The sequence below is a fragment of the Acinetobacter sp. G11 genome (genome assembly GCF_049808495.1).
Taxonomy (GTDB): domain Bacteria; phylum Pseudomonadota; class Gammaproteobacteria; order Pseudomonadales; family Moraxellaceae; genus Acinetobacter; species Acinetobacter kookii.
On record NZ_JBNCAT010000036.1, the window covers coordinates 1 to 25,363 of the forward strand.

The window sequence follows — 25,363 nt, forward strand, 5'->3', positions numbered from 1 at the left end:
CTTTCGATTTTACTGAACACCCTTCAGCTGCTCTCAGAATATTCAATAGATGAACTGAATGAAATCGCAACCATTGCATTAGGTACCTAAAGATGTGTAGATACCTATGCCTAGCAGGAGAGGGAATTTAAGCCATAAAAAAGCGCCTCAATAGAGGCGTTTTTTTATATCTGGGGTTTATCGTTTTACCACAATGGAATCAATGCCACTGCGTTGCAAAGTTTGCTGTGCAATCATCGCAGCTTCCTGAGAATCATAAGGCCCAGAAATTACCCGATACCAGGTTTGACCGCCTTCAACCGATTTCACTACGTCGGCAGACAGACCATTCAGGATAATTTCGGCACGGCGTGCATCGGCACTATCTGGATCGGGATAGCTACGCACCTGCAAAATATAACTCGGCTGGTGGGCAACTGGCGCTTCAGCGCTTTCCAGACCTGGTTCGGCTGTCTCAGCTGGAGGAGCGGTTTCTGTTTCTGGAGCTTCAACAATCACCACAGTTTCTGAATTTTTAGTTTCAGGAACTGCCTGATCTGGAATAGGCGTTACTTGCTGCTGTGGCAATAAATCGTAGAAACGATAGTCCTTGTTGGTATCTTCCTGATAATGTTCAGAACTGATCTGATTTTTCGGTTTAACCGGTGCCCACGGTTTCCATAGCATCAAAGCTACCGCAAAACTCAACACAATTAAAATAACGACAAGCGTTCCCAGCCATGCAGGAATTAATGGCTTTTTCGGCTTATTCGGTCGTTCAGAGACACCGCGCTGCGTTTTTCCAAACACGTGGGATTCCTCGTGTGTTATTTTTGAATTAAATGTTTTTAAAAACAAGTTCTTATTTTAAAAAAAATAATCCCTTGTTTACCCTGTTGTCTATAAACCATCAGCTAAGCTTGCATCATCAACATGACTTTCAGTCTTGCAGTGATGCAAAAGCTGGTTTTGCTTACATCGCCTCAGGAGCAGATACACCTAATAATTCTAAACCATTACGTAAAACCTGTTGTACGTTTACTGAAAGCAATAAACGGGCTTGTGTAAGTTCAGCATCATCATTGAGTACTTTATGCTCATTATACCAACCGTGGAATAATGCTGCCAATTCTTTCAGATAGTTACCGACTTGATGCGGTTCATAACTGTTGGCTGCACGAACCACGATTTCCGGGTAGGCTGCAAGTTTGGCCAGAATTTCTGTTTCTGCATCCAGCGCAAGTTTCGCCGCAAATTGACGTGCATTCGCAGCATCAAAGTTCACGCCTGTGGTCGCTGCTTTTTCTAGCATACGGCAGATACGGGCATGTGCATATTGAATGTAGTACACGGCATTGTCTTTGCTTTGCGACACAGCCAGGTCCAAGTCAAAGTCAATGTGCTGTTCAGACTTACGCATCACGTAGTAGAAACGCGCTGCATCGTTGCCGACTTCTTTACGCAGGTCGCGTAAGGTCACGAACTGACCTGAACGGGATGACATCTGCACCATCTCGCCACCACGCCATAGACTCACAAACTGGACCAGAAGCACGGTCAATTTTTTCGAGTCATAGCCCATGGCATCAATCGCTGCTTTAACACGTGCGATATAACCGTGGTGGTCTGAACCCCAGATATCCACGATATCGGTATAGCCACGTTGTAATTTATTCAGGTGGTAAGCAATGTCAGAGGCGAAGTAAGTGGTTTGACCATTACGACGTTTCACTACGCGGTCTTTTTCATCGCCAAATTCAGTCGACTTGAACCAGATGTTGCCATCTTGTTCGTATAAGAATCCACGTTGATCCAGGGTTTGTAGTGCTTCTTCAATTTTTTCGGTTAAAGATGCTTCACTGAACCATTGGTTGAAGGTGACCCCAAATTCGCCCAAGTCATCTTTAATGTCATCCAGAATGGCTTTGAGCGCCGCTTGATGGAATACGCGATAACCTTCGCCAATCAAGGCTTGAGAGTTATGAATCAGGCCATCAATGTGTTTTTCTTTATCGCCTGAAAGCACAACCTTATTGCCATCTGCATCCAGTTCTTCAGCATATTGCACATCTTCAGGCACATCTTTGTAGATATCAGCGACGGGACGGACATAAGCATCGCCATCCTGGTCGATAATACTTTGCGCGATTTCTTTAACGTAGTCGCCCTGGTAAGCATTTTTAGGGAAGACTAAGGTTTGACCCCTAAGCTCTAAATAACGCAGGTAGGTAGAGGTCGCCAGGATGTCCATCTGACGGCCAGCATCATTGACATAATATTCACGGTCAACTTTGGCACCGGTTGCTTCCAGCAGGTTAGCAACGGTCATGCCGTATGCCGCACCACGGCCATGCCCGACGTGCAGGCTGGAAGTCGGGTTTGCTGAAACAAATTCGACTTGAATACGTTTTTCGGCATTGGCCCGGGTACGGCCAAACTGATCTTGTTGCGCCTGAATCTGGTCTAGAACAGCAAAGCGCTGGTCGGCATTTAAAAAGAAGTTAATAAAGCCGGGACCCGCAATTTCTGCTTTGCTGATGTCTGCTACTTCAGGAAGGCTTGCAAGAATTTTTTCTGCAAGATCGCGAGGCTTCATACCTGCAGCTTTAGAACCAATCATGGCAATATTCGAAGCGAAGTCACCGTGGCTTCGGTCTTTGGTTCGCGTTAAATGACCGCTGTTATTCCAGTCGGATGGAAGTACACCTTCAGCTTGAAGAGATTGCACTGCATGATCGAGAGCTGCTTGGATTGCCGTATTCATAATCAGTCGAAAAATAAATGTCGCAGAAAAACAGCAAATATAGCAAATTTCACAGTCTTTAGGTGAACCCATTTGTATTGAATGAATCTTGTTCGCCAACGAGTGCAGAATTGAAGCCGGATAAATGCTGCCAAAGATGTAAAAAAGCATGATTTAGGCTTGCCTAAACGGATCATTCCCGGGGCTTTGCTTTTCCTATTGTGCTGATTTTATTGCCGGTACTATGCAAAAGGACTGCAAAAGCGGTCGTTCTGCCTATGCTGTCCTCAGCCTGAACCAGAGCAAAGCACGGCTAGTTTTCTGTCAGATGCAGCTCAGGATGAGTCTGTGAGGGGTGCCTTGCTCCCTGCTAAAGCGCCCAGTCAATCAGGGCACGAATAATCCCCAGCACTAAACCGATAAAACCGCCGACCACCACACCATTGACCCGGATCATGTGCAAGTCGCCACCGACTTCATTTTCAATTTTGTCGATCATTTCGCGCGAATCCCACTCATGAATGCGTTCGCTGATAAAACGGATCACTTTTTCGCTGTATTGATCACTTAAATTAACCGCAAGGCCACTCATCCGCTCATTCAGCAATTGACGTACAGCCGGATTGGAAATGATATTTTCCCCGACCTGTTGAATGGCAATACGCAGGTTTTGCGCAATGCCTGAATCTGCCTTGAGTAAATCGGCTTTAATGGCATCACAGAGGATCACTACGGCTCCACTGATAAAATTCAGTACCTGCGGGCTATCCAGCAGGGCATTTTTGGTGCGGTTTAAACACTCACTGGCCTCACTTTCACTATCTGCCAGTTCCAGCATAAGCTGCAGGCCCATCTGTTCAATTTTTTGCCGCCACGGATGCTGCGGGTCGGCCAGCATGGATTCCACCCGTTCAATCAGTGAATCGATGGTGCGTTGCTGTACATCAATCCCAATCCAGCTGGCACCTTTGGCCAGTTTCCACACGCCTAATTCTTTGAACAGCCGGCGAGTCATTTCATGGGCTTGTTCAGGATGTGAGATCATCCATTCATGCGCCAAATCCAGTCCGCGTTGCAATACATCCTGATGGAAATCATTTTCCAGCACCGCGCGCAGCATTTCACTGGCCAGCGTGTTGATCTGGGTATTACGTACCCACTGCACACTGTTGTTTTGAATGAAATTTCCAATCTGTTCCTGACCGACAAATTCAAAAATCTTGGGTACGGTTTGCTGAATCACTTGCGTGACCTGGGTGTTATTTTCCGGCTTTGCCAGCCATTGTCCAATCGCCAGACTCAGATCGGTACTTTTTAGGCTTCTTTCCACCACTTGTGGAGATAAAAAGTTTTCCTGGACAAAACGCCCCATGGATTCGGCAATCCGGGCCTTATTGCGCGGAATGATTTCAGTATGATCGAGCAGGAACTTGGGAATCGGCATTTTCCCAAACGGATTGCGGAACAATACGGTAATGGCATACCAGTCGGCCAGTCCGCCGACCACACCTGCTTCGGCAGAAAGCATCAAAATATGAATGAACCAGGCATATTCAGGAATCAGCTTGGCCACCAGCATCAGCACCAGCCAGGTAACGATGGCACTGATTAAGGCAATGGTGGCAAAGCGTTTACTGCGTTGCAAACTCGGTGTAGTGATCGCTTCCGCTGTGCTCATGCAAGATTCCTGTCGGTTTCTAAACTATTGTTATTTTGCCGTTTTCGGTACAGGTGGGGGCAGCACCTGGCCATTAGGACCCAGGCCATATTTTTGTCCTAAATATTTTAAAATCAAATAGGCATCAAAGGCATCGTCGGGTGCTTTTTTCTGATCTTTATAACATTCAATGGTATAGGAAACCTGTACCGGGTCAATAGTCACTACACGCGGCATGTCATAAAACGGGTCAGGCCAGAAGCCGGGATAACGGCGATAATAGCCATAGGGATAGTACATCGGGCTGGAATAAACCACGGCCTGACGGGGAGGCTGGTTGCGGTTACTCGGATCATTCAGCACCTTAAAATAGCGGAAGCCGTTTTGTACTGTGGTCTGGGCGGCTTTTACCAAGGTAATTTCTTCGGCAGTGCCAAAACTCATATTGGGACGGGCCTGAAAACTGATGCGATAGCTTTGTGCATTCAGAGGGGTATTGCTAAATTGCCCGAGCTGGTCAAAAGTCAGCGGTTTTGAAGGCGTGGTTGCACAGCCTGACAGGGCCAATGCCACCACCATGCTCAAGCCTAGAATGCTGTTCTTCATGTTAAACCTCCATACGATTTACTGTGCGCGGGAGGAGACACAATAAATGCTTAGAAACGACTATTCGGTTGGGTTAAAAATTCGAGCTCTTCTACAGTTGAGCTACGTGCCAGGATGTGATTGCGGTGCGGATAGCGTCCGAAACGGTCAATAATCACCTTATGCATTTTTTCGTAATCCAGATTCATGGGATTATTTAAGCGCTGAAATAATTTTAACGCGAATTCGTGAATCAGTTTCGATTCACTGTGCATAAAGGGCATGTATAAAAACGACCGTTGTTCCGGACTTAATTGTTTATCCAAATCCAGGCTAATGGCTTCTTGCGCCAGTGCCAGGGCCAAGGCATCCTGGGCGAAGGCCTGAGCCTGGTCCCGAAACAGGTTACGCGAGAATTGATCCAGAACAATAATTTCAGCCAGGCGGCCTTCAGCGGTTTGACGCCATGACCACAGTTCAGAACGTGCCGCTTTTTGGTGAATGTCCTGAAATTTTTGCTTGATCAGTGCATCAAAATCATTACTTTTAGCAAACCACAAGGGCTGAGTTTCCAGACTAAACCAGAAGTCCAAAATATCTGGATAATTCATAATATTTACAATTCCTTAGCACTTATTATTCAATACAAACACAAAATTCAGATGTCTTATAGAGTATCTTTGTGATAAAAATTTGCCAGAAATAAAATTGACGTTTTGCTTGAAAACTATACAGGGTGTAATGTAGCAGCCAAAAATCACGTTATACTGATATAAACTGATGATTTTATTTTAGTAGTTTTATTTAGTAGTTATCTTCCGATAAGCGAGATTGTTAATGAGTCAACCCGAATCGACCTCTCAAGTTGTGGTACCAACTTGGGTGGATTCTTCGCTGTTTAAGGGCATGTTGCGCGGTATTGAACGTGAAAGCCTCCGTATGCAAAGCAATGGCTTTCTATCCCAAGCATCACATCCTCAGGCACTTGGCTCGGCTTTAACACATCCGCATATCACCACGGACTATTCCGAAGCCCTGATGGAGTTTATTACTCCTCCACAAGACAGCATTGAAAAAGCACTCGATTATTTGGCCGATATTCATGCCGTTGCGCACCGTCATTTGGAAAATGGAGAAAAACTCTGGCCCTTGTCGATGCCCTGCATGCTGGACGATGACGAAGAAAACATTCGTTTAGCCCAATATGGCAGCTCCAATATTGGACGCTTCAAAACCTTGTATCGTCGTGGTTTAGGCGTGCGTTATGGTCGCCGTATGCAGACCATTTCCGGGGTGCATTATAATTTGTCTTTTCCGGATCAAGTGTTTGAAGCACTGCAACAGCATGAAAGCGATGAAGCGCTAAAAAGCCTCAGTTTGCAGGATTATCGCAGTCACCGTTATTTTGGCTTGATCCGTAACTTTATTCGTTTAACGCCCCTGGTGATGTTCCTGATCGGAGCCAGCCCTTCGGTTTGTCAGTGTTTCATGACCGGGCGTGACCATCATCTGTTGCCTTTATTAAAAGGCACCCTGTTCTTGCCTTATGCAACAGCACTGCGTATGGGCAATTTTGGCTATCAGAATTCTGCACAGAAGCAATTGGGCATTCACTACAACAATCTGTCGGGTTATCTGGACGGTTTGCAGAAAGCCGTGAAAACGCCTTACGCGCCTTTTAGCCGTTTAGGGCTAAATGATGAACAGGGTGAACCGATTCAAATCAATGATCATGTGCTGCAAATTGAAAATGAATACTACAGCCTGGTTCGTCCGAAGCAGGTGCCTCAAGCGGGAGAAACCCCATCCCAGGCGCTGAAAAATCGCGGGGTGGGTTATGTTGAACTGCGCGCAGTCGACGTCAATCCGTACAGTCCAATCGGAATTGATGAAAATACGGCAGCATTTCTGGAAGTCTTGGCGTTGCATTGCCTGGTACAGGACAGCCCCGATTTGCTCGATCCGGAACAGGAACAGATTGAGCGCAATCAGGCCGAAGTGGTCAATCGTGGCCGTGCACCGAATGCCACTATTGTGGATGCGGCTGGAAAACATCCGATTGAGGACTGGGCACGTACGCAGGTCATCAAAATGCAGCCTTGGGCTGATTTACTGGATGCCGCCTATAACACCCGGATGTATTCAGCAGCCTTGGCGGTCATGCTCAACCGCATTGATGAGGTGGATGAAACCCTGTCAGCACAAGTGATTGCCGATACTCTGGAACATGGCGGGACGTGGGGTTTTGGGAGTGTGATGGCACTGCAACATGCAACGACTTATGAACAGCACTCATTAAGCCCGGATACTCTGGCTTATTTTGAGGGGCTGGCGGAGCAGTCATTGCAACAGCAACAGCAACTGGAACAAGATACGAGCATCAGTTTTGAGCAATATCTTGCCGATTATCGATAAAAATTAAGAGGATTTGCCATGCAATGGAGTTATCGCTTCGTGAGTGGTTTTTTATTTTTAGCCAGTGTCGCGGGGATGGCATTTGCGTTGTATTTGGAGCATGGGCAAGGGCTTGAGCCTTGTCCACTCTGCGTTTTTCAGCGTATAGGGCTAATTGGTCTGGGGATCATTTCCCTGATCGCTTTCCTGCATAATCCCATTTCAAATGCGTTTAAGCGTTTTTATGCTTTGTTGGGCACGCTTAGTATCCTCTGGTCTGCAGGGATAGCAGCACGTCATGTCTGGCTGCAAAATTTGCCACCCGATCAGGTGCCGAGCTGTGGTCCAGGTTTGGATTATTGGCTCGACACCTTGCCGTTAAAGTCGGTATTTGAACAGGTGCTGAAAGGTTCGGGTGAATGTGCCAAGGTCGACTGGACCTTTTTGGGACAATCTCTTCCGGTATGGTCCTTGGCTTTCTTTGCCGTACTGGCCTTGATCAGCCTGTGGCAACTGTTGCGTCACTATCCAGGGGTGAACAATAAAACAGCCAAGAAAAAATAAAGCTGTGTATAAAAAAGCCAACCGAACGTTGGCTTTTTTATTGTTGACTTAAGTCAGTGCAATACCTGATAAATCTTCCAGCTGCATGCGGTATTCATGCACTTCTTCTTTGACCTGTTCATTTTTCGGCGGGTAGAACCATTTCGCAATCTGTTCCGCCACACTGGAATGATAGTGAATTTCAAAATGACTTAAGCCATAAAAGATCGCTTTATGTGATTCCGGCACTTTCAGTTGAAAACGCGGATTTGGATGTTCACCAAAAGCACTTTCTACACTGACCAGATAGTCCCCCAGCACCTTTAAGGTTCGGTTCTTTTTATTTTCATATTCAATGGTGCCTGCAACCAGATAGGTATTGATATGTTTCGGTAGGGGAGCCGGTTTACGGTTGTCATCCATGCCGCCAATCCGGGCATGATTATGCTCCCAGTCATCATCACGCACACTGCCATAGCGTAAATCCAGAATGCCATTGCTGCGGATATTGACAATATGCCGGATAATTTTCACAAAGGGGAAATGTCCCAGTTTGTCTTGCAGGATAAAACCAAAACGTTCCAAGACTGCACCATGATGCGGAGAACCCAGGCAGACCAGGTTTTCGGTCAGATGTATCCATTGATACATGTTCTGTTTGCCGTAAAACAGGGCGCTGCGCGAGACCAGACCGCCCATGCTGTGGCCAATTAAATCAATACTGGTAATGCGCGGATTGCGACGAATCAAGTCTTCCAGCGTATGGGAAAGACTACGGCCATTGGCCGAGATACGCCGTCCGCTATTGTAATTCAGGTACAGCATGGTGTTATTGCCACGTTGCGCCAGCAATTTCTCGCCAATACCGCCGTATTGCGTGTTGCTCCAGCCCAGATGATTCATGCACAAGCCATGTACAAAAATGACCACGCGACCGGATAAATCGCCCTTTTGCAGCCCGCCGTAATGGTCATACAGCACCATCGGCAGTGCCATCGGGTTCTGGTATTTTAATAAGTAATCACCCAGCACCCCGTTGAGCACCCCGACCAGAAAATGCAGGTTAGGCGTGAGCGGCTTGTCATGTAATTTTGGGTATTTTTCAATAATTTGACGTAGGCCTGGTGCCAATAAATAGTTGCCGTAGTTGAGCAGGGTGTCGAAGGACAGCTGGTAGAGTTTGTCGATATAAGGAATTTTTTGCAATTTTTTCGAGCGTTGCTCACTCATGCCAAACATGCTAATTAAAATTTCGCGTTGAATCGCCTGGATCAGCTCCTGCATGACGTCGTTTAGACGGGTTGTCACCAATTGTGCGAGACCTTCCAATACATCAGCTTGACTGGGCGGTGTACGGTCCCATCTACAATAGGTTTCATGTAATGGGGTTAAACTCGGCATTTGACCTGTCCTTTTTGTGACCATGTTTCCCATACCCTTTATTTTTTTTTGGGATCACGGTATAAACTCTTAGCTTTTCATTTTATATCGTTCATCTGGAACAGTTTTTACAATAACGATGATTGAGCTTCAGTATTAATTTTTTTGTCTGACAATCCTTGTTATATCTACATTAAAACAGATAGGCAGCTAAGACTTAGGCATAAAATAAATCTAGTTTAAATTTGACAATGATGCAATAAAAACCATGAACATCATTTATTTACATGGATTTCAAAGCAGTGCTTTATCCATAAAAGGCCAGCAAATTAAAGACTACTGTCAGCAGCAGGGCAATCTTCAGGTGCATCTGCCAGATCTCAACATGCCTCCAGCGCAGACAATCGCGCATGTGGCTGCCATGATTGAAAGTCTGGACCGGGTGGTGCTGGTGGGGAGCAGTCTGGGTGGCTTTTATGCGACACAGCTGGTCGCAAAGTATGGCGTGCCGGCTGTTTTAATTAATCCCGCTATGCGACCATGGCAACTGTTTCGAGACCTGTTTGGTGTCGAGCAGATCCCCTATGTGGTCAGTGAAAAATGGACCCTGGATCATACCCATCTTGATCAGCTTGAGCAGATGGCCGTGCCATTTGTGCAAGATGCGGACAAAATTTTAGTGTTATTACAACAAGGTGACGAAGTTTTGGATTATCGTGAAGCACAGCGCTATTATAGCAATGCTTCGCATCAGTCCATGCTGATTACCGAAGCAAATGGCAACCATGCGATGGAAAATTTCGCAGACAAAATACCGATGGCATTACAGTTTTTATCGGATTGTATAAATTAAGGAAGCAGTACAACGTGTCTCAATATACGGCTCAATCACTTGAAGTTTTATCTGGTTTAGATCCGGTACGTCGTCGTCCGGGTATGTATACCGATACCACTCGTCCAAACCATTTGGCGCAGGAAGTCATTGATAATGCTGTGGATGAGGCACTTGCAGGGCATGCCAACAAAATTACCGTCACGGTGTATAAAGACGGTTCCCTGTCGGTAGAAGATAATGGCCGGGGGATGCCGGTGGATATCCATCCGGAATATGGCCAGAGCGGGATTGAAATCATTCTGACCAAGCTGCATGCCGGCGGTAAATTCAGTACCGATAACTACCAGTTTTCCGGCGGTTTGCATGGCGTGGGCATTTCAGTGGTGAACGCGCTGTCGACTCGCGTGGAAGTTGAAGTACAGCGTCAGGGCAACCTGTATCAAATGGCCTTTGAACACGGCGAGCCGGTTGCTCCGCTTGAGGTGCTGCAAGGTAAAGCCCCGAAACGCGCGACAGGGACTACGGTGCATTTCTGGCCGGAAGCCAAATATTTTGATTCGCCTAAGTTTGCTTTAAAAGCGTTAAAACATAATTTAAAAGCCAAGGCCGTTTTAGCGGCAGGTTTGGAAATCAATTATGTTGACCAGATCAATGATGAAAAGATCAGCTGGCAGTTTGAAAATGGTCTGGTTGACTATTTAATGGATGAGCTGGAAGACCGGGAAATCATTCCAAGTCCCGCTTTTGTGGCCAGTGGTGAGGCCGAACGTGCCAGTGCCGAATTTGCGATTTGCTGGAATGCCGAAGGCGGCGAACAGATTCAGGAAAGCTATGTCAACCTGATTCCAACCGCGCAAGGCGGTACCCATGTCAACGGTTTGCGTTCAGGGGTTACCGATGCCATGCGCGAGTTCTGTGAACTGCGCAATCTGTTGCCGCGCAATCTGAAACTGTCTGCCGAAGATGTCTGGGATGGAGTGAACTACATTCTGTCGTTAAAATTTCAGGAACCACAATTTTCTGGTCAAACCAAAGAACGTCTATCGAGCCGTGAAGCATCCAGTATTGTACTGAATATCGCCAAAGATGCCTTTGCACTGTGGCTGAATCAAAACTCAGACATTGCCATGCAGCTGGCTGAATTGGCAATTGCCAAGGCGGGTCGCCGTTTAAAAGCGGCGAAAAAAGTTGAACGCAAGAAGATTGTTTCCGGGCCTGCATTGCCGGGTAAACTGGCCGACTGTGTCGGACATACTCTGGAAGAATCGGAACTGTTTATTGTGGAAGGGGATTCTGCAGGCGGTTCTGCCAAGCAGGCACGTGACAAGAATTTCCAGGCGATCATGCCCATTCGCGGGAAAATTTTGAATACCTGGGAAGTGTCTTCAGATGAAGTCCTGGGTTCTCAGGAAGTACATGACATTGCCATTGCCATTGGGGTTGATCCGGGCAGTGATGACCTGTCAGAACTTCGTTACGGTAAAATCTGTATTCTGGCCGATGCCGATTCGGATGGTTTGCATATTGCGACCCTGCTCTGTGCCCTATTTGTAAAACACTTCCCGGCCATGGTCGAAGAAGGGCATCTGTTTGTGGCCATGCCGCCCTTATTCCGTATCGATGATGCTAAAGATGTGCACTATGCACTGGATGAAGAAGAGCTGGAAAGCATTTTGAAAAAATGCAAAAGCAAAAATCCGCAAATCACCCGATTCAAAGGTCTGGGTGAAATGAATGCCAGCCAGTTACGCGAAACCACCATGGACCCAAATACCCGTCGTCTGGTGCAGCTTGATCTGGACGATGCGCATTTTACCGCAGGTCTACTGGATAAACTCTTGGCGAAAAAACGCTCGTCAGACCGTAAACACTGGTTAGAACAGAAAGGTAATCTGGCGGATTTAGCAGTTTAGTTTTTATTTGAATGCATACACATCTATCTATGAAGAAGCCCGCAAGGGCGGGCTTCTATTAAAGTTCTATATTTTCTGCCCAAAGAAAATAACCACCGTATTGGCTTGATCTAAATTCACCTCCTAACGATTTTCCTTGATCAGTCAAATAGTGTTTGCCACTATCATTCAATGTGAGCAAGCCTTTTTCAACCAGTTTTTCTAACAAATCTGCTGTTTTAATTTTATGCTTAGCTGCAAGTTTTGAAGTAGTAAGTTTTGAAAAATTATCAGTATTTGCTTCTTCCTTATTTTCAGAAGGCTGTTCAGTTTTAACCTCGTCTAAAGTAATACGTACTTCATCACTGATCCGAATAATGCGTTGTGCTTCTTCATAGGCTTCTTTGAAAACATCCCCATCTTCATACTTACGAATTAAAATGCCCATTTCATTATTATTGACCTGGCTAAATTCGTATAAATTTAAGCTGGAAATAATACATTCGGATTCATTTAGATAGCATTTTGCGTGGAGATTTTTACAAAAACTGAGGCGTACATAATCGAGTTTTTGCATCCATTTGATTTCATCGGGATGTAAGTCACTTTTGCCATATACAATACGAATATCAATTTTAAGACGATCTTTGTCTTCTAGTAGTTCTTTAATACGGTCATTAAGACGCAGATAAGGACTAATGAGAATTAAGCGTTCTTTGGCATTTTTAATCAGTTCTTCTAGGAAGAAATTTGTTCCACTGGTATTCAAAAATTTAGCCATTCAACTTCTCCAAAATAGGTTATTCAAATTATTTTTATTATTAAAGCACATACATATCATTTGTTTAGCGGTAACTAAACAAAATAGAAGCATTATTTCAGATTATTGAATAACTTAATACTTAATCCAGTATCCGTTGCATTAACACCAGATCACGCCATTTTCCAAATTTTTGTCCAACTTCTGGCATATAACCCGTCTGCTTAAAGCCTAATTTTTCATGTAATACAATTGATGCCCGATTTTCATGATCAATCGCAGCGACCATGACATGCATATGATTTTGCCGTGCATGATCAATCAGTTGTAGCATTAAGGCCTTGCCCAGACCTTGCCCGCTAAAGTCCGGATGAATAAAGACTGAATGTTCAACCGTGTGTTTAAACCCGGTAATTTGACGGAAAGATGAATAATCGGCATAGCCTGCGATGTGTTTAGTCTCTGAATGTTCAGCAACAAATAGTGGAAATTGCTGCTCAGCAAGGTCTTTAAACCAGCTCTGAAAATCCTCAATAGACTTGGGTGTGCTATTCCAGGTCGCAGTGCCATTTAAAATTTCAGCATTATAAATTTTAAGAATGTGTTTCAGGTCTTGTGTTTGAGCAGGACGAATCAGAAAGTCCATGAGCATAGGCCGAACGAATCAATAGACTCAGGATTTTAGAAATAAACCTGATTTTCAGCAATAAAAAAAGCAAGACCGAAGCCTTGCTTTTTCAACCTTCACAACGAGGTGCTTAGAAGTGGTATTTGACCAAAGCGCTGACGTCATTTTGATCGACGCCTTGAATACCAAATTTGTTGTTCCAAACCGAGTGTTCAACACCCACGTATAGTTTGGTTTTAGGGGAGATGTGCTTGCCGACATTCCATTTGTATTGGCTGGTCCAGTTCAGCTCGCTTGCTTGAGCGCCTTTCTCAGCTGTTGACCAATCCAGGAAGGCATCTACCAGGAAATCTTCAGAACCTAGTTTAAACGGAACGGCATAAGTGATCGTCATTTGATAATCATCTTTAGTGAAAGCTGATTTCGAATCGTTATCTACTTTATAGAAGTTCACATTTGCATACTGGGTGTATGGAATATCTAAAGCGAAACCAATACCGTACAGGAAGTTATTAAACTCTTGGTTTTGATCGTATCCTGCATTGTGTTCCCAAGTTGTCGCAATAAGGACATCTTTAATTGGACCAAAAGAAAGGTCTTTTCCAGATACTTCGCCTAAGCTTAAACGTGGCGCTAACTCGAAATATGTATTTTGTTCATCATTGCCATCCAATTGATGGTCAACGAAGAAGAATACATCAGAATATTTAAGTTTAGCTGCATATTCTGCAGTAACAGTTGTACGGTCTTCAGTACCTACTTCATAGTTTTCACCATAAAGACCAGTCAAGCTGAAGTCTTGCCATACTACAGGTGAAGCTTGAGTGAATGCAGCAGTTGAAGCCAATGCGCATGTAGCAAAAATTTGTGTAAGTTTCATTAAAAAATATCTCCCCCGAGAAGCACACAAAGGATACAGATTCTTAAGTAAAAATAAAGCCAAAATTGATCAATGGTTAAAAAAATCGTCTATTTTGCTCAGATCACTTATCATCAAAATGACGACACAGCTTTGATACCCAAAAATACATGTTGATAAAAAAAGTAAAATGGTTGCAGGAGAGAATTTTATCTTCAAATAAATAATGTGATATTTATCAAACTATTTTATCGGAAAAGTCAAATCACCTATTCTTTATAGGGTATTTAAAAAAATATCAAAATACTACTTGCATAAGCTTCACCTAGACCCTTATATTCAAAGCATAAGGACACGAATCTGCAGACTCAAAAGTGTTCATCGTTCAATGTGGAGGAATTCGTTCCAGACTGATTTGAAGATGCTCAGCGCTGTTGTTAACAGCAAGGTGAAACGTGCCAAGATAAGAAGTTTTGCACAAAAAAGATTTGATGAATAAAGAGGATGAAATTATATGAACATTGAAATCCGTACCGATAAAAACATCCAAAATAGTGATCGTTTAATTACTTATGTTCGTGCAGAACTGAATGCTGAATTCCAACGCTATAGCGAACGTATTACCCATTTCTCGGTTCATTTCAGCGATGAAAATGGCGCCAAAGGTGGTGCAGATGATATTCACTGCATGATCGAAGCACGTCCGGCAGGCTTGAAACCGGTGGTGGTGAATCATCATGGTCATAATATCGATACTGCCATTCATGGCGCCATTGACCGCTTAAAACGCAGTTTGGAACATTTATTTGAGAAAATAGATAACCCGCGCGCTGCTGTGCCAGTACTTGCTGAAACTGCTGAAGCCAGTGATGTGGATGATGCAAATCATTAAACGCAATTTTGCTTAGGTAATAAAAAAGCTCTTCGGAGCTTTTTTTATGGGCTTTTTAATCTGCTATTTCTGCACAAGTCAAAAGGCATTAAAAAATATAATCGGTATAGATTTAGCTAAAACAAATGACAGTTTATTCGGCATAATAGTCAAAAAATGATTGAAGAGTATTTTCTCCATGTTAACAGCGCAGCAACAAGTCTTTGTACAGGCAATAGAAGAACTGGATCTTGCCCAGGTGCAACGTCTTTTGGCAGAAGGTCTCGATCCGAATTTTATTGATCTGGAAAAAGGGCCGGCCATCTCTGTCTGGTCCGATGGTTTGTTCAAATGGTGGGAGCATATTTGCGAAGCTTATGAAGCCGGTTCACCTTTATCTGAACAAGAAAAACAGCAGAATCTGGCAGTTCATCTTGAAATTTTAGAGGCGCTTATTCAAGCCAAAGTCAATTTACATTTATGGGATGCCGAAGAACTGTATGGTCCATTATGGGATGCTGCCAGCTCTGCCTGCGTACCTGCCGTAAAACGTCTGTTAGATGAAAAAGTAGACCCCAACACCAAAGATGAAGATGGCCAGACCATATTATCTTCGATTAGTGATTTATTCTTTGACTGTGATTTTGATGAAATCAACTGGTCAGAAGCCTTGGCCGAAGAAAAGCAAACTTTAGAATTGCTCCGTAGTCGTGGGGCCAAAATGACTAAAGAATTAACATAATTAGTGAGACAACTCATGTCAGTAGTAAAAACAGTAGGGTTCATTTTTGCGGCGGGTTTCAGTATCAATGCGATGGCTGCGGATTTTTCTTTTGACCGTCCAGGTGCGGGAATAGGCACAGGGATTACTCCAGTCGGTCAGCTGGCATGGGAACAAGGCTTACCCAGCCTCAGCTATTCAGAAAGCAGCGATGAAAACGGAATCAAAGTGAAAAATACCACTTTAAATGCCGACATGTTGTTGCGTACCGGTTTAGCGCAAGACCTTGAATTGCAGTTGGGCTGGCAAGGTCCATCCTGGTCAAAAACCAGAACCGCTGGTCAGTCTTTTGAAGAAGACGGTCTGGGTGATGTCAGCATTGGGGTAAAAAAAGCCATTAATCTGGATGATGAAAAGCTGTCTATGGCCATTTTAGCCGAAGCGATTCTTGCAACCGGCAATGAGGGTTTTAGCAATCAGGATGATATTTACAGTCTGACTTCGGCTGTCGCTTATGAGTATAGTGATTTAATTCGTACTTCTATGACCATGCGTTATGAAGCGCAAAACAGCAATTGGGCGGTGACTGCAATACCGAACATTGAATATAAGATTACCGATAAATTGTCCGGCTTTTCTGAACTGGTCTATCGCAAAGCCGAAAGTCAACACTATGAATATGCACTGGGTTCCGGACTGGTTTATGCGCTGAATGAGCGTATGCAAATGGATGCCAGTATTGGGGTAGACTTAAATGGTCGAGATAAAAATTATCAATCAGGTTTGGGCGTTTCTTTCCTGTTTTAATTCAAAAATAAACTGATATGAAAAAGCATCTTCAAGAGCTTGGCTGGTGGTTTCGGTTCGCTATATGCGGATTGATCGGTAGTGTGATTTTATTGTGCTCCATGACCCTGCAGGCGCAGGAGCAATTGCTTGCAGCCGAGGATGCTTTTTCTTGGAGTGTTGAATCCAGCAGCACACATGAAGCTCAGCTGAGCTGGACAATTCCGGATCGCTATTATTTATATCAGCATAAATTTGAAGTCCGGCAAGGGACGCAAAAGCTGGCTTTAAATTTGCCGCCAGCGACCGATTTGCATGATGAAAATTATGGTCATACCCAGGTCTATTTTCACCAGGTCCAATTTAAGGTTCCCACCAAAGCCTCCAAAACCTATCAGGTAACGTGGCAGGGCTGTGCCCAGGACCGGATTTGCTATCCACCGCAGACCATTGAGTTCCAGACCGATATTGACGGTTTGGTGCTGCTGCAAAATCAGGCCAGAGCAAGCAAGCGTCTGCTGGATCTTTCTGCATCGTCAAACAGTTCTGTCACTGGTCAAAATACGTTGAGTGCTGGACAGAATAACCTCCAACCGACAGTAAGGCCTGTCACACAAGATACTGCAAAGGATCAGATGTGGTCGGAAACACTGGCTGAAAGCTCTTTGGTGTATGGCTTATTGCTGTTTTTCGGTTTAGGCATCTTGCTGGCTTTTACGCCATGTTCATTACCGATGCTGCCCATTTTAACCTCGCTGATTGTCCGTGACAGTAAAGGGCTGAAAGCCTGGATGATTGCGCTGGTGTTTGTTTGCAGCATGGCCATGGTCTATGCAGTTTTGGGTTTAATTGCTTCATCTGCCGGTTTGAACTTTCAGCGCTGGTTACAGCAGCCTTCCACCCTGATTGCTTTTAGTGGGTTATTTGTTTTATTTGCCCTGAATTTATTCGGTTTATTCGAAATTAAATTACCGCAAGGCTGGCTCAACCGCCTGGATCAGGCCCAATCGCTACAAAAAGGCGGCAGCCTGATTGGAGCAAGTGTCATGGGGATGATCTCGGCACTGCTGGTTGGACCCTGCATGACCGCGCCACTGGCCGGTGCACTGTTATTTATCTCCCAGAGCCAAAGTCAGTGGCAGGGGGCTATCTTGCTGTTCACCTTGGGTTTTGGAATGGGAACGCCCTTGCTACTGGCCAGTGTCCTGGGGTCCAGGGTGCTGCCTAAAGTCGGGCTGTGGATGCACCAGATTAAGGTGCTGTTTGCCTTTATCATGTTGGCCTTGGCCCTGTATTTTATTCGTCCGCTTATTTCCGAGGCCTGGCTGCAATGGGCGGGCTTAGGTTTAGGCATTGCTTTTATTGCGTATATCTTTTTTCGCATCAGGCAACAAAGTCCGCTTCGGGCCTTATATATACTGGTTTTGCTCGTGGTGATGCCTTATCTGGCTTATACTCAATATCAACACAGCCAGCGGTTTTTTATCGGGCAGAGCAGCACCCAGGCCACCTGGCATGTGGCGAAAACAGCGGATGAATTTCAGCAGTTACTCAGCAGTGTGCCCTCCAGTCAGCCAATTATTATTGATGTCTATGCAGACTGGTGTGTGGCCTGTCAGCCGATTGAACATCGAGTGTTAAAATCGGCTCAAGTCCAACAAGCCCTTGCGCCATATTTTCTGATTAAACTGGATTTGAGTAACTATGATGCAACGCATCAAGCCTTGTTGAATCAGTGGGATATTTTAGGACCGCCCACCTATTTATTCCTGGATGCAAAGCAGCGGGAAATTCGGGGTTTACGCCTGACCGGTGCTTTTAGCGAGACTGAATTACTGAAACAGCTCGAGCTGTTTCAACAGCATATGGGACCATAATCTGATGTATCAGCTCTATATTGCCAATAAAAATTATTCCAGCTGGTCAATGCGCCCGTGGCTGGTGTTGCAGGCTTTTCAGTTGCCTTTTCAGGAAGTCATGATACCGTTTCCGTTCGAACGGAACACGGGCACATTCAAGCAGGAGGTATTGGCCATTAACTCCAATGGTAAAGTGCCGGTATTGATTGATCATGACCTGATGCTGTGGGATTCACTGGCGATTTGTGAATATCTGGCAGAACGCCATCCCGATCAGCATTTATGGCCGCAAGATGTCAGGCAGCGGGCAAGAGCACGTTGTATTGCAGCGGAAATGCACAGCGGATTTTCCGGTTTGCGCAATGTCTGTGGCATGAATATTCGTGCCCATTTAGCCGATGTGGGGAAGCGTTTATGGCAGGAGAATGCCGAGCTTAGGCAAGATGTGGCACGTATCGAGCAGATCTGGTCAGAACGTCCAGAGGTGAACGGTTTTTTATGTGGTGACTTTTCAATTGCCGATGCATTTTATGCCCCGGTCGTGACGCGGCTTATGACCTATGCCCTACCGGTGAACGAGTCTACACGGCAATATATGCACACCATGCTGCAACATCCGGCCATGCAACTGTGGATGGAAGGCGCGTTGCAAGAACAAGCCTGGGTGAATTATTTAGAATCGTATCAACAGCAGCCGCTTTAGCAAGGCTTGGGTTCAGTAAAAAACTCTTCCTGATAGCACTTGACCTGATTGCGTCCGCTGGCTTTGGCTGCATACAGCGCCTTGTCTGCCTGGCTGAGCAATTGTTGCGAATTCAGGGAGTGGCTGGATAGTGCGATGCCAAAACTTGCGGTGACCGGAATGATTTCTCCTGAATCACTGCATAAATGAAGGTGTTGAATGGCCTGACGACAACGCTCGGCAATAATTTGTGCCTGTTGCAGAGAAGAATGATTCAAAATCAGAATAAATTCTTCTCCGCCAAAGCGACCGACCACATCACTATCCCGAATAATCTGTGACAGGACTTGACTGACCTGAATCAGGGTTTCATCGCCTTTATCATGCCCGTATTGGTCATTAATGCGCTTGAAATGATCGAGGTCAATTAACACCAGCGCATAAGATATACTTGGCTTGCGTTCCAGTTTTTCCAGAACGTAATTGATGCTGCGCCGGTTAAGTGCATTGGTTAAGGGGTCAACCTGACTTAAATGCTGAATCAGTTTTTCCCGGTGGCGCCATTGGCTCAGTAAAATTTCAAATAAAATCAGGAAGGTAATTAAAATCGGCACGATGAAATACATCATCGAAAGCACCCAAAACATATTTTGGTAGGGCAGAGTATCTAGATGAAACAACGGACCATAACTGATTTGACCTTGCAGACTTAAATATCCGCAAACCAATAAAAATAATGTGGCGGGGATGAGCGCGCAATAAACGATTTTACGCTTAAACAGCACTAAGCCTACAGTGAGCAGACACATATAAGTGATCATGGTGGCAGGACTGAGCACGCCGACCACATAACCATCACGACAGAGTGAAATAACTAAAGCACCTACAGATATATAGGGGAGGTATTGTTTTACCCAGGCTTTTTTACGCCAGATCGAACATGCGTAAATCAGCCCAATAAAGATGGTCAACATCAGAATATTCGTTTTCAGCTGCAGTCTGAGCAAGGGTAAATTTACCCAAGGCCAGACTTCAGGCGATAAAAGTACCAATACTTTCCAGATAATCCAGATCAGATGCACCGAACTTCCTAAAATCAGCATCAGAATGCATTTGTTCAGGACACTCCAGTTCATTACGCCCCCGTCTTCTAACAGGTATTTCGCAATTTTTTCTTTGAACGAGATGATGTGTTTCGGTGAAAAGATTGGCTTCATTCGATAGATATAATCCCTAGGTCTTTAAATCATAAATTAATGTGAATTGAGTAGATTTATTTTTAATAAATCACAACATAGCACGTTTTTTCAGCCATAGTTGTGCCTATTTTTTGTACTTTTAGGTCTAAAAAGTATTTTGATCTGAATTATTATTGTATTAAATATGGAACGTTGTGTTGTATGTAAACCTATTATTCTATTTTTATGGACCGAGTAAAATGCTTACATTGAATAAATAGAGATGAAGGTAACAGGCATGAAAGTTTTACATATCGATTCCAGTATTTTAGGTGAGAATTCTGTTTCACGCCAATTGAGTCAGGCCATTGTCACTCAACTGCAAGCCAAACATGCAGATGCAAGCGTAGAATATCTAGATCTGGTGAAACAGCCCATTCCACATTTAACCGCTGAAATTTTGATGGGGCAAGATGCTGAACAGGCAGCCTTAGGCGAAAAAATTATTCAGCAATATCTAGATGCTGACGTGGTCGTGGTGGGTGCGGCAATGTATAACTTTGGTTTGCCTTCTACGCTAAAAGCCTGGATTGACCGTATCAGTGTGGCGGGTAAAACCTTCAAATATACTGAAAATGGTCCTGTCGGTTTGGCCGGCGAGAAAAAAGCCTATATCGCCAGCAGTCGTGGCGGCGTGTATGGTGAAAATAGCCCGGCAGATTTCCAGGAAGGCTTTTTGAAAACAGTATTTAACTTTACTGGTGTGAATGATGTTGAAATTATTCGTGCTGAAGGCGTCAATATGGGCGCAGAGTTAAAAGATCAGGCAATTGCCAGCGCTTTGGCTCAAGTAAAAAGCCTGTAATTTGCAATTAACCCAACCATGATTCCTCTTTGGTCAGCTTCGGCTGACCTTTTTTATGGAGAATGTTGAATTGCTGATTAAATTTAGCTTTGATCCAGTGCATGGGCAAACTCGGCCAGGTCGGCCAGGGCCTGCTTGGCTTCATCAAACCAGGCATAGAACATCTGAAAATTGTGCCACATGCCGGTGTAGAGTTTAAAGGTAACTTGTACATTGGCCTGTTCGGCTTTTTCTTTAAAACGCTGTGCATCATCCAGCAGAATTTCTTTGGATCCTACCTGCACCAGCGTCGGGGGTAATCCGGCTAAATCTGCAAATAAGGGAGAAATAGAGGGATGTGATTTATCCATCGATTTCGGGACGTAATAATCAATCCCGGTTTCTAAGGTTTCAATGGACAATAAGGCATCATGTTTCTGGTTATAGCGTAAGGATTCACTGGTGAGGGTTAAATCTAAAAAGGGTGACAACAGCATCAGGCCGCTGACCTGAGGAAGCTCTTCATCACGAATTTTAAGGGCCAAGGCCAAAGCCAGGTTGGCACCGCAGGAGTCACCGGACAAAATGATATCCTTGGCCTGTATGCCCTGAACCAACAAAGTATTGTAAATATCAAACAGTGCATCCAGGGCTTCAGGAAAAGGCTGTTCAGGGGCTAGAGGATAATCTACATGCAGAGCTTGCATCTGGGTGCGTGCCACCATGTCAGATACAAATGCCCGATGGGTATTTAAAGACCCTAAAAAGAATGCACCGCCGTGAATATGTAAAATAAGCTGGGTAACGTCATTGTAAGGTTTGATTTCTTCAGCACGTAAACCGGCAAGACGGATGGGGCGAATACTGACATTTTTATTCTGCGGAAATAGACGGCACATTTGTTCAAGGGCAAAACGTGCTGAACTTGGCGCTAAGTTAAACTGGCTTAGCAGACGGATGGTGGCTTTTAAAAAACTTTCTGTAATTAATTGTTTCCATAACGGACTTATCTTCATGTTTTTTCCATCTTGTTATGTCTTTTGGGGGATAACTGGATATTTACCAATTCAAGTTACAAGATTACACTAAACGGTCACACGGAAAAATTGCAAATATGTTGTGACTTTTTAATACTAAGGCCGTCTACACTAGACTAGGAAACGAAAAAAAATGAAAAAAATTGCTCTTGCATTAGGATTGCTCGGATTAACAGCTTTGGCGAATGCTGCTGATCCTTTAAATGGAACAGTTTGGAAAACGATTGACGATAAAACAAAACAACCCAAAGCAATCGTAAAATTTACTGAACAAAAAAATGGCACATTGTCTGCGAGTATTCAAAAAGTTTTGACGCCGGGCGAAGAACAGGCATGTAAAAAATGTGAAGGTCCTTATCACAATAAATCTTTAAAAGGTTTAAAGATTGTTCACGGTCTTAAAAATGTCGGTGGTACAAGTTATGAAGAGGGTACCATTCTTGATCCTTCTTCAGGTAAAACCTATAAACTAAAAGGTGAACTGGCAAATGGCGGTAAAACCTTGGAATTACGCGGTTTTATTGGCGTATCCGTTTTAGGTCGTAACCAGACCTGGATTCGCGCAAACTAAGTGTGCTGAGCCAAATGGATTAAACAAAAAAAGCCTGACCTTGTCAGGTTTTTTTAATATTGGGAAGCCGGCTTACTTTAATGCCCGATATGCATCTTCATCAAAGCCCACGATATATCCTGAAGCAGTTTCAAGCACTGGACGTTTGATTAAGCTGTTATGGCTGGTGAGCGCTTCAATCAGATTTTCTTCACTGCTTAAAGCCAATTGTTGTTCCGTTTCGCTCAGTTTGCGCCAGGTGGTACCTTTTTTATTGACGATAACCTCCTGACCTTTGGCATCCAGCCATGTTTTTACCGTTTCAGCCGCAATGCCTTGCTTCTTGTAATCATGAAATTCATAGGCAAGACCGAGTTCATTGAGCAGGTCAAAAGCTTTTTTCATTGAATTGCAGTTTTTGATGCCGTAAATTTTAAGCATAAGTGAATTATTCCATTTTCTCTTATGCGATAGCGTAGCGAAAATTATCCCGAAGCTCTAGCGTGAATGAACAGGATTAAAATTAAAAAATTCAGCTGTCATCAAACTGACATTGAGATCTGTAATGATAAAGCCATAAAGAAGAAGCATATGATTATTCTAAATATGGAAAATAGAAAAAGTATGGAAATAGAAAAGAAAAAATAAAGATGACGAAAAGAGAAAACCCGCATTTAATCATCCTGATCATGCGGGTCTCATTTCAACGTCCATTGTCACATCCTTGCAAAATAAGCTACCGAAGTGGTTTATTCTGTTTCATCCTACGGCGTCCTATCCTTTTTCAGTCATCCTGACTTATCCCTGTGCCGTGCGACAATAATGCACTTAAAAGATGTATATAAAAAGCAACAAATTCGACATCTTTTGTAATCCATGCGCTGGTATTGAGTGAACAGTTGTCCACTCAATAGTACATGATCAGTTATATTTTATAATCAATTATCACGGGTGCATGGTCGCTAAACCAGGTCTCTTTATAGACCCAGGCATTGACGGTACGGGCTTTCCAGTCCGGTGAGCAGGCATGGTAATCAATGCGCCACCCGACGTTTTTGGCACGTGCCTGTCCGCGATTGGACCACCAGGAATAAAGTTCGGCTTCTTTACGCACTTCACGGAAGGTATCGACATAACCCAGGTCATCATAAATATGGTCGAGCCAGGCGCGTTCATGCGGCAGGCAGCCTGAAGATTTCTGGTTGCCCGACCAGTTTTTAATGTCAATGCGTTTATGCACAATGTTGTAATCGCCGCAGACAATGATCGATTTATCTTCATCCCGCCATTGTTTGAGAATGTCTTGGTATTGATCCAAAAAATGGTCTTTACGGGCTTGGGCTTCTTCACCGGATGAACCCGAAGGCAAATACAGCGAACAGATGTATACAGGCTTGTCCAAACCGAGATCAAATTCTGCAGAAATAAAGCGCCCTTGAGCATCTGCCAGTTCAAAGCCTAAACCATCTTTTACGGAGACAAAAGGCAGGCGGCTATAAATGGCGGTACCGGCATAGCCTGCACGTTCTGCCGGGAACAGGTGCGTGTACCAGCCTTCAGGTCTAAATTTTTCAGTCCACTGCGCATGGGTGATCCGACTTTCCTGCATACAAATGACATCGGCTTCCGACTGTTCCATCCATTCCAGCAAGCCTTTGGTCACGGATGAACGCAAGCCATTTACGTTAATTGAAACCACTCTTAGAATTTTTTGATCACTTGGATAGCTACTCTTTGGTATCATGCGCAAGTCTTACCTCTATTTATGAATTTTGGAGCACCTCATGACGTCGCAAGCGACTTTTAACCCTCAAGCTTTTATCGAACTTGCATTATCACGTGGTGTGCTTAAATTTGGTGAGTTTACTTTAAAATCGGGTCGTGTGAGTCCTTATTTTTTTAATGCCGGTTTGCTCAATGATGGTGAAGCGTTAACGCTATTGGCTTCAGGCTATGCAGACAAATTAACGGCATGTGAGAATGTGGATGTGATTTTTGGCCCTGCCTATAAAGGTATTCCATTTGTTGCTGCAACGGCTGTAGCGTTGTCACAAAATCATGGCGTAAGTGTACCGTGGGGCTTTAACCGTAAAGAAGCCAAAGACCACGGTGAAGGCGGGGTACTGGTAGGGGCTTCAGTAGAAGGTAAAAAAGTCTGGATTATTGATGACGTGATTACTGCAGGTACTGCTATTCGTGAAGTAGTGACCATTCTTAAAAATGCCGGCGCGCAAATTGCCGGTGTATTGGTGGCGCTGGATCGTCAGGAAAAAGGACAGGGCGAATTGTCTGCCATTCAGGAAGTTCAAAAAGAACTGGAAATTCCTGTTCATGCCTTGATTACGATGAAAGATTTAATGGATTTTCTGGATGCTAAAGGCGAGAAAGAGGCGTTAGCAAAAATGGAAGCGTATCGGGTGAAATACGGCATCTGATGGGGCGATGCTTAAAAAAAAGGAAGCCCTGTGCCACTGCTGTCCCACAATTTTTACAAGAGGAAGCTCACATGAGCTTCCTCTTGTTTGATGGGGATTTTATCGGGTGAGAATAAAGCTTTTAAAGTTTTTCTTTCAAATAAAT

At 44.3% G+C, this 25,363-nt stretch carries 25 protein-coding genes; 12 read left to right on the forward strand and 13 right to left on the reverse strand.

Features of this window, described 5'->3' with window-relative positions:
- Positions 1-177: 177 nt before the first annotated feature.
- The 5 genes from ACPUEY_RS11985 to ACPUEY_RS12005 all read right to left on the reverse strand — a co-directional run bounded on the left by ACPUEY_RS11985 (position 178) and on the right by ACPUEY_RS12005 (position 5,575).
- Positions 178-789 carry an SPOR domain-containing protein gene (locus tag ACPUEY_RS11985; protein ID WP_261183271.1) on the reverse strand — a complete coding sequence of 204 codons (612 nt, stop codon included), beginning with the start codon at positions 787-789 and terminating at the stop codon, positions 178-180.
- Between the two features lie 163 nt (positions 790-952).
- Entirely contained in the window at positions 953-2,743 is a 1,791-nt protein-coding gene (gene argS, locus ACPUEY_RS11990) for an arginine--tRNA ligase (RefSeq protein WP_425122231.1), read from the reverse strand.
- A 349-nt stretch (positions 2,744-3,092) separates the two neighbouring features.
- On the reverse strand, positions 3,093-4,400 hold the full coding sequence (locus tag ACPUEY_RS11995; protein ID WP_425122216.1) for a DUF445 domain-containing protein: 1,308 nt from the start codon (positions 4,398-4,400) through the stop codon (positions 3,093-3,095).
- 30 nt (positions 4,401-4,430) lie between these two features.
- Positions 4,431-4,985: a CC0125/CC1285 family lipoprotein gene (locus tag ACPUEY_RS12000; RefSeq protein WP_092820651.1), complete on the reverse strand. Its 555-nt coding sequence runs from the start codon at positions 4,983-4,985 to the stop codon at positions 4,431-4,433.
- Positions 4,986-5,035: 50 nt separating this feature from the next.
- Positions 5,036-5,575: a DUF924 family protein gene (locus tag ACPUEY_RS12005; RefSeq protein ID WP_425122217.1), complete on the reverse strand. Its 540-nt coding sequence runs from the start codon at positions 5,573-5,575 to the stop codon at positions 5,036-5,038.
- Positions 5,576-5,801: 226 nt separating this feature from the next.
- On the opposite strand from ACPUEY_RS12005, the gene gshA reads away from it, so the two are divergent.
- Positions 5,802-7,379 (forward strand): glutamate--cysteine ligase, encoded by a 1,578-nt coding sequence (gshA, locus tag ACPUEY_RS12010; protein WP_425122218.1) that lies wholly within the window; start codon positions 5,802-5,804, stop codon positions 7,377-7,379.
- Between the two features lie 18 nt (positions 7,380-7,397).
- On the forward strand, positions 7,398-7,922 hold the full coding sequence (locus tag ACPUEY_RS12015; protein WP_092820657.1) for a disulfide bond formation protein B: 525 nt from the start codon (positions 7,398-7,400) through the stop codon (positions 7,920-7,922).
- Positions 7,923-7,970: 48 nt separating this feature from the next.
- Here the strand turns inward: ACPUEY_RS12015 and ACPUEY_RS12020 are convergent, their stop codons facing one another.
- Entirely contained in the window at positions 7,971-9,302 is a 1,332-nt protein-coding gene (locus ACPUEY_RS12020; RefSeq protein WP_425122219.1) for a hypothetical protein, read from the reverse strand.
- 247 nt (positions 9,303-9,549) lie between these two features.
- Here ACPUEY_RS12020 and ACPUEY_RS12025 point away from each other — a divergent pair, with 247 nt between their 5' ends.
- Entirely contained in the window at positions 9,550-10,134 is a 585-nt protein-coding gene (locus ACPUEY_RS12025; protein WP_092820661.1) for a YqiA/YcfP family alpha/beta fold hydrolase, read from the forward strand.
- 14 nt (positions 10,135-10,148) lie between these two features.
- On the forward strand, positions 10,149-12,029 hold the full coding sequence (gene parE / locus ACPUEY_RS12030) for a DNA topoisomerase IV subunit B (protein ID WP_092820663.1): 1,881 nt from the start codon (positions 10,149-10,151) through the stop codon (positions 12,027-12,029).
- A gap of 58 nt (positions 12,030-12,087) precedes the next feature.
- Here the strand turns inward: parE and ACPUEY_RS12035 are convergent, their stop codons facing one another.
- The 3 genes from ACPUEY_RS12035 to ACPUEY_RS12045 all read right to left on the reverse strand — a co-directional run bounded on the left by ACPUEY_RS12035 (position 12,088) and on the right by ACPUEY_RS12045 (position 14,276).
- Positions 12,088-12,789 carry a phospholipase D family protein gene (locus ACPUEY_RS12035; RefSeq protein ID WP_425122220.1) on the reverse strand — a complete coding sequence of 234 codons (702 nt, stop codon included), beginning with the start codon at positions 12,787-12,789 and terminating at the stop codon, positions 12,088-12,090.
- 121 nt (positions 12,790-12,910) lie between these two features.
- Complete coding sequence (locus ACPUEY_RS12040; RefSeq protein ID WP_425122221.1) at positions 12,911-13,414, reverse strand: N-acetyltransferase family protein; 504 nt, start codon at positions 13,412-13,414, stop codon at positions 12,911-12,913.
- A 112-nt stretch (positions 13,415-13,526) separates the two neighbouring features.
- Positions 13,527-14,276, reverse strand: a complete 750-nt coding sequence (locus ACPUEY_RS12045; RefSeq protein WP_092820665.1) for an outer membrane protein OmpK — start codon at positions 14,274-14,276, stop codon at positions 13,527-13,529.
- 493 nt (positions 14,277-14,769) lie between these two features.
- On the opposite strand from ACPUEY_RS12045, the gene ACPUEY_RS12050 reads away from it, so the two are divergent.
- The 5 genes from ACPUEY_RS12050 (at position 14,770) to ACPUEY_RS12070 (ending at position 19,195) form a co-directional block, all read left to right on the forward strand.
- Positions 14,770-15,147 carry an HPF/RaiA family ribosome-associated protein gene (locus ACPUEY_RS12050; protein WP_425122222.1) on the forward strand — a complete coding sequence of 126 codons (378 nt, stop codon included), beginning with the start codon at positions 14,770-14,772 and terminating at the stop codon, positions 15,145-15,147.
- Between the two features lie 178 nt (positions 15,148-15,325).
- A complete protein-coding gene (locus ACPUEY_RS12055; protein ID WP_425122223.1) occupies positions 15,326-15,868 on the forward strand; it encodes an ankyrin repeat domain-containing protein in 543 nt (180 codons plus the stop codon).
- 15 nt (positions 15,869-15,883) lie between these two features.
- Positions 15,884-16,654: a transporter gene (locus ACPUEY_RS12060; RefSeq protein WP_092820671.1), complete on the forward strand. Its 771-nt coding sequence runs from the start codon at positions 15,884-15,886 to the stop codon at positions 16,652-16,654.
- A gap of 17 nt (positions 16,655-16,671) precedes the next feature.
- Entirely contained in the window at positions 16,672-18,510 is a 1,839-nt protein-coding gene (gene dsbD / locus ACPUEY_RS12065) for a protein-disulfide reductase DsbD (RefSeq protein ID WP_425122224.1), read from the forward strand.
- Between the two features lie 4 nt (positions 18,511-18,514).
- Positions 18,515-19,195, forward strand: a complete 681-nt coding sequence (locus tag ACPUEY_RS12070) for a glutathione S-transferase family protein (RefSeq protein ID WP_425122225.1) — start codon at positions 18,515-18,517, stop codon at positions 19,193-19,195.
- Here ACPUEY_RS12070 and ACPUEY_RS12075 read toward each other — a convergent pair.
- Positions 19,192-20,391 (reverse strand): GGDEF domain-containing protein, encoded by a 1,200-nt coding sequence (locus ACPUEY_RS12075; protein WP_425122226.1) that lies wholly within the window; start codon positions 20,389-20,391, stop codon positions 19,192-19,194. The two genes, ACPUEY_RS12070 and ACPUEY_RS12075, sit on opposite strands and share 4 nt — an antisense overlap.
- A gap of 259 nt (positions 20,392-20,650) precedes the next feature.
- Here ACPUEY_RS12075 and ACPUEY_RS12080 point away from each other — a divergent pair, with 259 nt between their 5' ends.
- Positions 20,651-21,217 carry an FMN-dependent NADH-azoreductase gene (locus ACPUEY_RS12080; RefSeq protein WP_425122227.1) on the forward strand — a complete coding sequence of 189 codons (567 nt, stop codon included), beginning with the start codon at positions 20,651-20,653 and terminating at the stop codon, positions 21,215-21,217.
- 83 nt (positions 21,218-21,300) lie between these two features.
- Here ACPUEY_RS12080 and ACPUEY_RS12085 read toward each other — a convergent pair whose 3' ends face one another.
- Positions 21,301-22,212 carry an alpha/beta hydrolase gene (locus ACPUEY_RS12085; protein ID WP_425122228.1) on the reverse strand — a complete coding sequence of 304 codons (912 nt, stop codon included), beginning with the start codon at positions 22,210-22,212 and terminating at the stop codon, positions 21,301-21,303.
- 154 nt (positions 22,213-22,366) lie between these two features.
- On the opposite strand from ACPUEY_RS12085, the gene ACPUEY_RS12090 reads away from it, so the two are divergent.
- Positions 22,367-22,804 carry a DUF2147 domain-containing protein gene (locus tag ACPUEY_RS12090; RefSeq protein ID WP_092820698.1) on the forward strand — a complete coding sequence of 146 codons (438 nt, stop codon included), beginning with the start codon at positions 22,367-22,369 and terminating at the stop codon, positions 22,802-22,804.
- Between the two features lie 72 nt (positions 22,805-22,876).
- Here ACPUEY_RS12090 and ACPUEY_RS12095 read toward each other — a convergent pair whose 3' ends face one another.
- Entirely contained in the window at positions 22,877-23,224 is a 348-nt protein-coding gene (locus tag ACPUEY_RS12095; RefSeq protein WP_425122229.1) for a Spx/MgsR family RNA polymerase-binding regulatory protein, read from the reverse strand.
- 484 nt (positions 23,225-23,708) lie between these two features.
- Entirely contained in the window at positions 23,709-24,527 is an 819-nt protein-coding gene (locus ACPUEY_RS12100; protein WP_425122230.1) for an exodeoxyribonuclease III, read from the reverse strand.
- 40 nt (positions 24,528-24,567) lie between these two features.
- On the opposite strand from ACPUEY_RS12100, the gene pyrE reads away from it, so the two are divergent.
- Positions 24,568-25,218 carry an orotate phosphoribosyltransferase gene (pyrE, locus tag ACPUEY_RS12105; RefSeq protein WP_131274200.1) on the forward strand — a complete coding sequence of 217 codons (651 nt, stop codon included), beginning with the start codon at positions 24,568-24,570 and terminating at the stop codon, positions 25,216-25,218.
- The last annotated feature ends 145 nt before the right edge of the window (positions 25,219-25,363 follow it).